Source organism: Cuspidothrix issatschenkoi CHARLIE-1, assembly GCF_002934005.1.
Taxonomy (GTDB): domain Bacteria; phylum Cyanobacteriota; class Cyanobacteriia; order Cyanobacteriales; family Nostocaceae; genus Cuspidothrix; species Cuspidothrix issatschenkoi.
In genome coordinates this window covers 1-11,912 of sequence record NZ_PGEM01000124.1, presented here as the reverse complement: position 1 = coordinate 11,912, position 11,912 = coordinate 1, and the positions used below count along the sequence as shown (strand labels likewise).

Here is an 11,912-nt window from a genome sequence, read left to right as displayed (position 1 = left end):
ACCACTCTAGTAGAGCCATAATTTTTCAAAATCATGACTGAAATTGTTTCTACTATTCATATTTAAAACCAGAGTAAATCATATCATATTTTAACTGAAGTAATCGTACATGAACCTTATTAGGTAAACTTAAAATCTAACTTTTACAGTGTAAGGTTTTGTCGAATTTATGATCCAAAACAAGGTGATAAGGAAAAGATCAAAGTTGAAATAAACTGAGTAATGATATAGTCTGAGATTTGTATAATAAATTTTCTAAATTTTCGCGTTTTCAGATCAAGATTTATAATGAAGAAATAAGCCTCAAATCTTTCCGGGGTAAGGGAAATACATTAAATACCCAAAAACGCCTGCAACCCAGATATAACAACAAACCAATCAAAACGATGTAAAACCCCTTTGGGATATACGTTTGAGGATATTTTAAAAGTGTTTTTTGCCTAAGTCCCGTTAGCAATTATTTCCTAATTTTCCAAATTAGGATTTATTATAGTTAAGACATCGGGTGACTAATTTTACCAAAACTATGATCAGCATTAATTTCAATAACTAAATCAACGGCCGATGATTCAATTAAGGGATTAATAAATAATTCTGGATGTAAAGAACGCCAAAAATAATTCACAAAACTTTCAATTTCTGCATGGGTCATGCCAGAGTTACCAGCAGCAATCATTTGTCTTTCGGCTTGCTTGCGCCATGTTAATGAATAACGATAATTTTGAGGATGGAGAACGATTAAACTATCTAATTCTGCCCACAGAGGTAAATAATTTTTAAGTTGAGTATTCATATCAGCCGCAAATTGTCTATCTGCATCTGTCAAAATGGGTGGTGGTGCATTCAGAAAGGCTTCTGGCGCGATTGGTTTTACACCCACAAACCAACCTTCAAATAGAAGAATATCTATAGGATTTATGATAACTTCATTAGTAGTGCGATCGCCAGCACCTCCATAGGCAGATTTGTCAAATCTGGGAACTATTACAGGACTCTTGCTTCGATGAATCTGATCGAGTACACTTAGAGCCAGGTGAATATCATGGGTTCCGGGCGGGCCGCGCCAAACTAAACGGGAATCTTGCTGTATTAAAGCCAAGCGATCGCTATAAGTTTTGTATAAGTCATCTAAAGACAAACTTAAAGTTCCATATCCCAAATGCTTAAGAATCAAGCTCAGTATCCTGGACATTGTGGTTTTACCAGTGCCTTGCGCGCCTAAAATCCCCTGGATCAAAGGTTTTCCCAAATGTTGGCGGTGCGCTGCAATTTTGATCCCCAAAGGTAGCCATAAATCCCACAATACCTGTAACATTGCTTGGGGTTCGGTTTTTAGGCTCGTTTGACAAAAACGACTAAAATCAGGGAAAACTAACTTGAGTAAATCCCCTTTCCTTTGCACAACTTCAGCCACATTATCAGAATTGATATTAAACACCTCAGCTCGCACAGGATCAGCAAGTTCTGCCTCTTGCGCTAATACCTGCCAAGATGTATCCGTTGTCAAAATTTTATCCAGCCACTCCTTACCCATAACATCAAGAACCTAGCTTCAACGCTTCTAGAAATAGACTGTAGATAAAACCAACTTTAAGATAGTTGAGTGTTTCTACCCAAAATGCTTGCCGAGCCAAAAAACTCCGGTTGTAAAATAGCCTACTGGTAATTTCCGTCAATAAAACTAAAAATCCTGCCACTACAATGTCTAATTCTGCCTTTTGTCCTGCGGTTGTTGATACTGCCGATCCCAAAAAAAAACCAAACAAAAAACTAATTAGTAGTAGTGATAATCGCCGCCAAGGGTTAATAAGCCATTGACTCAAGCTTCTAAAAATTGTGTCTAACAAGTTGTTGAGACGAGTATTTTGCATGATAACAGGTGACGAATGACGAATGACAGTTAACTGTTAACAATTAGCAATAACTTGGGTTTAGTTTACAAAAAATCTTATTTCCAATCCATACCATGATGAAATATTCCATGTATCAGTATCGTAACTTCATTATTGCTTTTTCTGTATTCGGACTAATCGGGATCATTGCACTATGCCTAGATATGACTATATCCTTTGAATCTACAAATCCCGAAAATACTTTACCTATAGTTACAAACACTGACAATAATCGGCAGATGATTAACTTAGATTCTACACCAAGTAACTCAGTAGAATCAAGTCGTCAAAAAAATCAGTCCACTGTTGTAGCCTATCAGGTTAAATCAAATAGCAAAACTAAGGCTGCGGGATCGCTCCGCATGAGAAACAAAACTACTCAACCTGTACGTCTGGCATTATTAGCCAGACAATCATCCCTCAAAAATCGCACTGGGGATCAAACTAAATCTGGTATTCCTGCTCATTGGGATTTTGCGCCCGAAGAAGGTAGCCAGAAAGGATTACTTTTGTCCTTACCTCAAGGCGATTTAAAGCTAGAGAAGGGTGATATTTTAGTAGCATTTGCTCAAGATGGCTCGCGGCGGTATTGGGGTCCTTATGTCGTTGGGGAAACTTCCACCCCACAATGGAATTCTCAAACTAAAGAATGGCAATTGGTGTTAGAGAATAGGTGACGGGCAACAGATGACAGGAGGAAGAAATAAGGAAGAAGAATGAAATTTTCTCCCCTGCCTCTCCGCTCCCCTGAATTGTAAACTATTGTGTATTGGTCAGGACACGATTGCCGTGTCTCTCAGTATGAATTCATGAATATAAAATTGAGTGTTCCCCGTGAAGTGGTTGATAAATGGTTTAAGTATCTAGAACAGCACCCAGCGTCGGCTGTGGCTGTTTCTTCCCTGTGGTTATTGATAATTGGCTGGATAGCGTTTGGTTGGAATTTGGGTAATGTGGGCTTAATTGATGAAACTGAGCCGCTTTTTGCCGAAGCTTCTCGACAAATGCTGGTAACTGGTGATTGGATCACGCCGTTTTTTAATGGTGAAACTCGGTTTGATAAACCTGCTTTAATTTATTGGTGTCAGGCCATCGCCTACGCCATTATGGGTGTAAATGAATGGTCTGCCCGTATCCCCTCAGCATTGGCAGCAATGACGGTTATTGCTTTAGCGTTTTATACTGTGCAGTGGTACTTTACCAAACAAGATGAATTAGCACAAGTTACTAACTTGCCCAGACGTTATCTTACCGCCGCCATGGCCGCAGGTTTGATGGCACTCAACCCAGAAATGATTGTTTGGGGCAGAATTGGGGTTTCTGATATGTTGCTGACAGGGTGCATAGGTTCAGCCTTATTATGTTTCTTCCTGGGATATGCTCAAAATCCAGCCCCGATAGTAATTGCTAATTGGCGATTACCTAATAAATGGTATTTAGCTTGTTATGTGTTAATTGCTGGAGCGATTTTAACTAAAGGTCCGGTAGGTATTGTGTTACCAGGACTAATTATGATTGCCTTTGCTTTATATGTGGGCAAATTTTGGGAACTGTGGCGAGAAATGCGGCCTATTTTGGGACTTGGGATAGTTTTAATCCTCTCAGTTCCCTGGTATGCCTTAGTAATTTGGCGCAATGGCTGGAATTTTATTAACGCCTTTTTTGGTTATCACAATATAGAAAGGTTTACCGAAGTTGTTAATGGTCACTCAGCCCCTTGGTTTTTTTACTTTTTAGTAGTGTTGTTGGGCTTTGCGCCTTATTCAGTGTATATCCCTGTATCCCTAGCTAGAGTTAAATTTTGGCAGCGATCGCACTGGTTAAAACAACAACGTTCTCAACATTTGGGTTTATTTGCTTGTTTCTGGTTTTTAGGTATATTTGGGTTTTTCACCATTGCTGTTACTAAACTACCCAGCTATGTATTACCTTTAATGCCAGCAGCCGCGATTTTAGTAGCACTATTGTGGAGTGATCTTTTACCCAGTTCACAGACTTTTAGCCTAACGGTTAACAAATTTCTACGCATCAGTGCTTGGGTAAATGTGGGCTTTCTGACAATTCTGGCGATCGCCCTTTTTAACCTCACGGAAATTGTTAGACCCGATCCTGCTGCTCCTGAATTATATGCACAAATGGCAAATTCAGGAGTACTCAAATTTGGAGGGATGATTTGGTTATTATCTACCATCATTTTAGCCATCGTCATCTTAACTCACCATTACCGCCAGATCATGATAATTAATTTAGTAGGATTTATTGCCTTTATGGCTATTGCTTTAATCCCTGCTGTTACCATCATGGATCAACAGCGTCAACTACCTCTCAGGCAGTTATCAGCGATAATTCTGGAATCAAAACAACCCAATGAAGAATTAATTATGGTTGGTTTCAAAAAACCCACCGTAACTTTCTACACCCAAAGGAAAATTAATTATATTTCATCTTCCCGAAAGGCTCTAGCATATATTCAAAAACAAACATTGCAAACAAATAGATCACAATCTTTGTTAATGATCATTGAAGAAAAAAAATTTCCTGAACTGAATTTACAACCAGATAATTATAAAAACCTAGCTAGTAAAGGAGCCTACCATCTGATTCGTATTCCTTTAAAAACAGCTAAACAACAAAGTTTCAATTTGTCCTAAACTATGATTGGTAATTGGTAATACCAATTTTCTATGAATATGCACATAATCACACCCTCCTGTAGTCCCCCCTTAGCAAGCCAGGGCTGTTTCATTCGTTAAGGAGGATGGATTTGTCAATATCATTAGCGATAATTTTTGGGACGAAATTGATGGGACATAAACATATTGACCCAAAAATTTAAACTTTTTACCATAAAAATTAGAGCGATCGCTAAAATGAAACCTTGACATTATGCACCTTTCAGGGAATGAAACAGCCCTGCTTAGCAAGGGGGTCTGATTATGTGTATCTTCATAGAAAAATTGATATTACGACTGATTCAAAGGTGAGTGATTTTTATCTAGTGGAGTTAAGCGGAATCGAACCGCTGACCTCTTCAATGCCATTGAAGCGCTCTACCAATTGAGCTATAACCCCTTAAAGTTCATTTAATTACGCTTTTTAGTTGGTTTGATGAAATTGTCTTGACCTTTGATATCATCCAACTTTATGCAAAATAAGTCAATAACAATATATTAAGAAATGTTAATAAAATCCCGCACCAACTCATACAGCACTTTTGAAGTAAATTAGGTACACCAATTTTATAGGGTAATTTTCAAAATAGAATTTTAATCTGTGAACTCCTTTAATCCGTCTAATCCGTGATTCTGACTTTAACGCTATCCACGCCCCAAAAGCATAAATCAGAACCAAACCTTAAAATATGCCAGTTAAATCAGCTTTATGCCTTTTGTGACTGAAAGAATCAGCTAAGTCAGACTAAAATAAACCCGGCCAGTTAATCTTTGCTGGAGTTCTCTACACAGGAGGTTTAATTTTGACAAAGCTGAAAAAGGATTTAATGGATTTGCGATTTGGGATACAGTTAGGGGTGGACCGGGTAGCTGTTTCTTTTGTGCGATCGCCCCAAGACCTGGAACAGGCACGCCGCATGATTGAAGGCGCTGGCTCAAAAATTCGTCTCATTGCCAAAATCGAACGGGCTGAAGTTGTAGAAAACCTGGATCAGATCCTCGAAGTAGCGGACGGAATTATGATTGCCCTCACCTCTGACTGTACTGCCTATCGTCAATTAGCATTATCTTGGGGTGTAGAACCATTACTAATTCAACCTGTTCACAATGCTGAAGAAATGTTTGTGAATGTGGTGGATACCGTTGTAGATAGTGGTTTAGTAGAACAGGGCGATAAGGTTGTGATTACCTCTGGTGTCCCCATTGGTACACCAGGAATAACAAGTTTAATTAAAGTGCATTCTATTGGACAGCCAATTACGGCATGACGCATCTAAAATGGGTGATTGGTGATTGGTAATTGTAAAGATTATTGTTCCCTGACCACTGACCACTGACCACTGACCACTGACCACTGACCACTGACCACTGACTAAGGAGTATGTGATGCCTAAAAACTTACTAGAAGCACTACGGGCAGTAACCGTTGTGGTAGCGGATACCGGAGATATTCAATCAATTGAACAGTTTAAACCTCAAGATGCTACTACCAATCCTTCATTGATTACTGCGGCAGCACAAATGCCAGAATATCAGGATATTGTTGATCAAACTTTACTCAAAGCTAAAAAAGAGGCTGGTGCTGGTGCTAGTCCAGCACAGGTGGTATCTCTTGCTTTTGATCGCTTGGCAGTATCCTTTGGATTAAAGATTTTGCAAATTATTCCCGGTCGTGTATCTACAGAAGTAGATGCTCGCTTATCCTATGATACAGATGCTACTGTAGCTAAAGCACGGGATTTGATTGGTCAATATAAAGCTGCTGGTGTTGCTAAGGAGCGCGTTTTAATTAAAATTGCTGCGACTTGGGAAGGAATCAAGGCGGCGGAAATTTTGGAAAAAGAAGGTATTCACTGTAACTTAACTTTACTATTTGGACTGCACCAAGCGATCGCCTGTGCTGAAGCTGGTGTCACTCTTATTTCTCCTTTCGTGGGTCGGATTCTTGACTGGTATAAAAAAGATACTGGACGGGATAGCTACCCCTCCGCCGAAGATCCAGGAGTATTATCTGTAACTACCATCTACAACTACTATAAGAAGTTCGGCTACAAAACCGAAGTTATGGGTGCTAGTTTCCGTAATATCGGTGAAATTATTGAACTGGCTGGTTGTGATTTATTGACCATTTCTCCTGGTTTATTAACAGAATTGCAAAACACCGTTGCCGAACTACCCCGCAAATTAGATCCTAGTAAGGTAACAGCTTTATCAATTGAGAAAATCTCCATTGATAAAGCCACTTTTGAGAAAATGCACGGGGGCGATCGCATGGCTTCTGATAAACTTGCAGAAGGCATTGATGGTTTCACCAAGGCTTTAATTTCCTTGGAAAACCTATTAGCTGAAAGATTGGCTAAGTTAGAAAGTCAAAAAGTAACAGCTTAATAATTGGTGATTGGTGATTGGTAATTGGTGATTGGTAATTGGTAAATAATGATTTCCTATTACCTATTCTCTCTTACCTGTCACCTGTCACCTGTCAACCGTCAACGCTATTATTAGGTTTCAAGGATCAATAGTGTCCGCATCATCCTGGCTACAGTTATAAAATTATTTTATAAATTACGTGACATAGTCCACATACTCCCTTGCAGGTGAGTGTGTGCTTCTCAGTATATAGTCCTACTGGAAATAAGTTGTAGGGGCGAACGGCCGCCCCTACATCCCCTGCCCCTCTGTTCCCCTGCTTCTTGCCTTCTGCCTTCTACAAAATGGGCAATAATACTACATTTTAAAGAGGTGAAGACCGATCCAGCTATTAGTCCAGATATTTTTACAATGGTTCTATTAGATATAGCGGTATGCAGTTGAATGAGATAGAAACTGAAACTTAAAAATCATACAGGATCAGGCTTTACCTCCTGCCTCCTGCCCTCTGCCTCCTGCTATAGTAGTTCCTTATTCTAAAACCATAATGCAGCCGACTAACCCGAATCAATTCACAGAAAAAGCTTGGGAAGCGATCGCCCACACTCCCGATATCGCTAAACAGTACCACCAACAGCAGCTAGAAAGTGAACACCTGATGAAAGCATTGCTGGAACAGGATGGACTTGCCAGCGCGGTGTTTGCTAAAGCGGGTGCAAATATGCAAAAGTTCCGCGATCGCACAGAACAATTTATCCAACGTCAACCCAAGGTATCTGGTACTAGCACCTCTGTTTATTTAGGTCGCAGTTTAGATACACTATTAGACCGGGCAGAAAAATATCGTCAGGAATTTAAAGACGAATTTATTTCTATTGAACATTTACTCTTAGGTTATGCCAAAGATGACCGTTTTGGTAAAGGTCTATACCAAGAATTTGGTTTAGATGAAAACAAACTCAAAAATATTATTAAAGAAATTCGGGGGAAACAAACAGTGACTGACCAAAATCCAGAAGGTAAATATCAAGCGCTGGAGAAATACGGCCGCGATCTCACAGAAGCCGCCCGTAAAGGTCAATTAGACCCCGTAATTGGCCGTGATGATGAAATTCGCCGCACGGTGCAAATTCTCTCCCGTCGGACTAAAAATAACCCGGTGTTAATTGGTGAACCTGGAGTTGGTAAAACTGCGATCGCTGAAGGTTTAGCACAACGCATAGTAGCAGGTGATGTTCCCCAATCTCTCAAAGATCGTAAACTCATTAGTTTAGACATGGGGGCTTTAATTGCCGGGGCAAAATTCCGAGGTGAATTTGAAGAACGTCTCAAAGCAGTATTAAAAGAAGTCACCGAATCTGGTGGTAATATTGTATTATTTATTGATGAAATTCATACCGTTGTCGGTGCTGGTGCAACCCAAGGATCTATGGATGCTGGGAACTTATTAAAACCTATGTTGGCACGGGGTGAATTGCGCTGTATTGGGGCGACAACTTTGGATGAATACCGCAAATATTTGGAAAAAGATGCAGCTTTAGAAAGACGCTTCCAACAAGTTTATGTAGATCAGCCCAATGTTGCTGATACAATTTCGATTTTGCGTGGTTTGAAGGAACGTTATGAAGTCCATCATGGGGTGAGAATTTCTGATAGTTCTTTAGTGGCTGCGGCAACTTTATCTAATCGTTATATTAGCGATCGCTTCCTCCCCGACAAAGCCATTGATTTAGTAGATGAAGCCGCTGCTAGACTGAAAATGGAGATTACCTCCAAACCCGAAGAACTAGACGAAATTGATCGGAAAATCCTCCAATTGGAAATGGAGAAACTTTCATTACAAAAAGAAAGTGATCCTGCTTCCCGTGAACGTTTAGAAAAACTAGAAAAAGAACTCGCTGACCTTAAAGAAGAACAAAGAACTCTTAGCAGTCAATGGCAATCTGAAAAAAATATAATCACTAAAATTCAGTCAATTAAAGAAGAAATTGACCGAGCTAATTTAGAAATTCAACAGGCAGAAAGAAACTATGATCTCAACCGAGCCGCGGAGTTAAAATATGGTAAATTAACAGATTTACATCGGCAATTACAAGCCATAGAAAGTGAACTTTCCCACACCCAAGGAACAGGAAAATCTCTATTGCGGGAAGAAGTTACAGAAGCCGATATTGCGGAAATTATTTCTAAATGGACAGGAATTCCTCTGAATAAATTAGTAGAATCAGAAAAAGAAAAACTTCTGCATTTAGAAGATGAATTACATCATCGTGTCATCGGTCAACAGGAAGCTGTCACGGCCGTAGCTGATGCTATTCAACGTTCTCGCGCTGGACTTTCTGACCCAAACCGTCCCATTGCTAGTTTTGTTTTCCTTGGTCCCACTGGTGTAGGTAAAACTGAACTAGCGAAAGCCTTAGCTGCTTATATGTTTGATACAGAGGAAGCTTTGGTAAGAATTGATATGTCCGAATACATGGAGAAACACGCCGTTTCCCGTTTAATCGGCGCACCTCCTGGTTATGTTGGCTATGAAGAAGGAGGACAACTTACAGAAGCCATTCGCCGTCGTCCCTATGCCGTGATTCTATTTGATGAAATAGAAAAGGCACATCCTGATGTATTTAATATTTTCTTACAAATTCTTGATGATGGCAGGGTGACAGATGCCCAAGGTCGCACGGTAGACTTTAAAAATAGTATTATCATCATGACCAGTAACATCGGTTCTCAATATATACTAGATATATCCGGAGATGATAGCCGTTACGATGAAATGCGTCATCGAGTTATGGAAGCGATGCGAAATAGTTTCCGTCCAGAATTCCTCAACCGTCTAGATGAAATAATTATTTTCCACAGTTTACAAAAATCTGAACTGCGGAACATTGTCCAGTTACAGCTAGACCGACTCAGACAAAGATTGACTGACCGGAAAATGTCTTTGAAATTATCCGGTTTTGCCCTTGACTTTTTAGCAGAAATAGGGTATGACCCCGTTTTTGGTGCAAGACCATTAAAACGAGCGATTCAAAGAGAATTAGAAACTCAAATCGCTAAAGCCATTTTACGCGGTGATTTTAGCGATGGTGACACCATTTTTGTAGATGTGCAAAACGAGCGCCTTTCCTTTAACCGCTTACCAGCAGAGGTGTTTACAGGTTAGGGGCAGGGGTGCAGGGGGGAAGATTTTTCCAAGTAACCACTCACCACTGACCACTGACCACTGACCAATTTAGAATGAAGAACCAGTTTCTTCTAAAAATTCCTCTTCATCTGGGGTAGAGATGCGCCCTAAAATGGCGTTACGATGGGGGAAGCGACCAAATCGGGTAATTATTTCCTTGTGTTTAAAAGCTGATTCAATCGCTTTAGCACTATAGGGATCATGACTAAGACTTTGAAATAGTTTGATGCACTTACGCTGATGATCTATGTTTTCACTATGTTCAAAGGGTAAATATATAAACCAGCGTTGTACAGCTAATAGTCCTCTATCATAGCCTTTGTTTGTGGCATGTTGCGCTAATGATAGTGCTTCCCAGTCCGTTGCAAAGGCTTGTGGAGTATTACGAAACATATTTCGGGGAAACTGATCTAGAAGGAGAATTAAAGCTAGACAAGTTTTTGGTGAATTCATCCAGTCATGTAAATATCCCGCTACTGCTTTCTGGTAATCTTTCAAAAAAAGGTCGCAGACTTTAGCATCGAAATCCGGTTGTTTGTCAAACCAAAATGGCTGTTGTTTACCGTAATTTGGGTCATTTGGAGAACCAAACCAAAAATCCAAAATAGTTGTTGCCTGTGACATCACTATGATTTATTATTACAAAGCACCTGTCGCATTTTACACAAGTTTGCTGGTAATTCCAAGTTAATAGCTTGTTGAATAAAAATTGAGGGAATGGGAATATTTGGAGTTGCTTGTACCGTATAGGCTAACAAAGTGCCATTACCCATGTCTTTGAGTTCTAAATGGGCGTGAAAATCGTTAAATGTGCCTCTTTCCATGCGAAACTGAACTTGCTGTCCCAGAACTTCCACCACACTCAAATAAATTTCTACTTGGGCTGTAAAAAAGAAAAAAGCTTTTTGTGCTGCCTGATACAGACGTTTAACATCACCTCTAGATATGGATATAACTTCGCTTTTGGTGATGTCAGGAAAATAATGTACCCAGCGAGGGTAATCTGTAATTTGTTGCCAGACATTGGATCGAATGAGGGGGACATATATCCAAGCGGTAACAGCACCGCCCCAGTTAGTATGCGATCGCGTTTGTAATAATACTTCCCCTTGTATCAGTAGTCTTTGCTTATCTTGATTCCAAGGAATATCTAGACTTTTAAGATTGGAGTTTGACATATATAATGCAGATATAGTGATTTTGGTGACTTTTTAACTGATAGATCATTATGATCTAATTGAGTTTAACCCACTTAATTCTAATTACGGTTCAGTTCATAGATTTTTTGCACATAATTAGCCTCAAGTTCATCTTTAACGATGAAGTGATCATTGCCAAATCCATTATAAATTACATTAGTCAGAAAGATTAATATGACTCAATCTTCTTTAAATGCCAGACTAATCCAGGGTTTCGGGGTTCTTTTGGGTATGAGCGTATCCTTATATATACTGAGAGGTTTTGGTATTATCACTTTCCTCCCTGGTGGTTTAATTACTCTATTGTTTGTTGGGGCGATCGCTATGCTAATCTTTAGTTATTGCTCAAAAAGATGGTGGCGGTTTTAAATTGATGAAGATTCCTGGGATGAAGAAATATCACAAATCATCTGGTGCAATTAGAAAAGTTACAAAAGTATATATGCAGGATATATGGTTATATATATGACCGATAATTAGGCAATCTTGATCGGAACATACCACAAGGAACATTTTTTGAAGATATACCAGATGAGGCGTTGCTGATTTGGGGTATGATTTTTATTTATTAGCGATCGCTAAACTATTACAT

The 11,912-nt window shown here is 39.5% G+C and carries 10 protein-coding genes and 1 tRNA gene; 6 read left to right on the top strand and 5 right to left on the bottom strand.

The window, feature by feature from the left end; genetic code table 11:
* Positions 1–493: 493 nt before the first annotated feature.
* Positions 494–1,534, bottom strand: coding sequence for a glycerate kinase (locus CUN59_RS15900; RefSeq protein WP_104388761.1), 1,041 nt, complete (start codon positions 1,532–1,534; stop codon positions 494–496).
* 4 nt (positions 1,535–1,538) lie between these two features.
* Positions 1,539–1,871, bottom strand: a complete 333-nt coding sequence (locus CUN59_RS15895) for a DUF565 domain-containing protein (RefSeq protein ID WP_104388760.1) — start codon at positions 1,869–1,871, stop codon at positions 1,539–1,541.
* 98 nt (positions 1,872–1,969) lie between these two features.
* Between CUN59_RS15895 and CUN59_RS15890 the strand changes: the two genes are divergently transcribed.
* Positions 1,970–2,569 (top strand): hypothetical protein, encoded by a 600-nt coding sequence (locus tag CUN59_RS15890; RefSeq protein ID WP_104388759.1) that lies wholly within the window; start codon positions 1,970–1,972, stop codon positions 2,567–2,569.
* Between the two features lie 132 nt (positions 2,570–2,701).
* Positions 2,702–4,543 carry an ArnT family glycosyltransferase gene (locus CUN59_RS15885; RefSeq protein ID WP_104388758.1) on the top strand — a complete coding sequence of 614 codons (1,842 nt, stop codon included), beginning with the start codon at positions 2,702–2,704 and terminating at the stop codon, positions 4,541–4,543.
* 348 nt (positions 4,544–4,891) lie between these two features.
* Here CUN59_RS15885 and CUN59_RS15880 read toward each other — a convergent pair.
* Positions 4,892–4,964: transfer RNA gene (locus CUN59_RS15880), tRNA-Ala, on the bottom strand.
* A gap of 403 nt (positions 4,965–5,367) precedes the next feature.
* Between CUN59_RS15880 and CUN59_RS15875 the strand changes: the two genes are divergently transcribed.
* From CUN59_RS15875 to clpB, 3 genes are all read left to right on the top strand, one after another.
* Positions 5,368–5,832 carry a pyruvate kinase gene (locus CUN59_RS15875; protein ID WP_243406967.1) on the top strand — a complete coding sequence of 155 codons (465 nt, stop codon included), beginning with the start codon at positions 5,368–5,370 and terminating at the stop codon, positions 5,830–5,832.
* 118 nt (positions 5,833–5,950) lie between these two features.
* Positions 5,951–6,952, top strand: coding sequence for a transaldolase (locus CUN59_RS15870; protein ID WP_104388757.1), 1,002 nt, complete (start codon positions 5,951–5,953; stop codon positions 6,950–6,952).
* Between the two features lie 529 nt (positions 6,953–7,481).
* Positions 7,482–10,100 carry an ATP-dependent chaperone ClpB gene (clpB, locus tag CUN59_RS15865; RefSeq protein WP_104388756.1) on the top strand — a complete coding sequence of 873 codons (2,619 nt, stop codon included), beginning with the start codon at positions 7,482–7,484 and terminating at the stop codon, positions 10,098–10,100.
* A 69-nt stretch (positions 10,101–10,169) separates the two neighbouring features.
* On the opposite strand, the gene CUN59_RS15860 is transcribed toward clpB, so the two are convergent.
* The gene (locus CUN59_RS15860) at positions 10,170–10,745 is read right to left on the bottom strand and encodes a DUF924 family protein (RefSeq protein ID WP_104388755.1); all 576 of its coding nucleotides are present in this window, start codon (positions 10,743–10,745) and stop codon (positions 10,170–10,172) included.
* A 2-nt stretch (positions 10,746–10,747) separates the two neighbouring features.
* On the bottom strand, positions 10,748–11,299 hold the full coding sequence (locus tag CUN59_RS15855) for an SRPBCC family protein (protein ID WP_438501824.1): 552 nt from the start codon (positions 11,297–11,299) through the stop codon (positions 10,748–10,750).
* A gap of 252 nt (positions 11,300–11,551) precedes the next feature.
* Between CUN59_RS15855 and CUN59_RS15850 the strand changes: the two genes are divergently transcribed.
* Complete coding sequence (locus tag CUN59_RS15850; protein WP_438501823.1) at positions 11,552–11,689, top strand: hypothetical protein; 138 nt, start codon at positions 11,552–11,554, stop codon at positions 11,687–11,689.
* Positions 11,690–11,912: the final 223 nt, after the last annotated feature.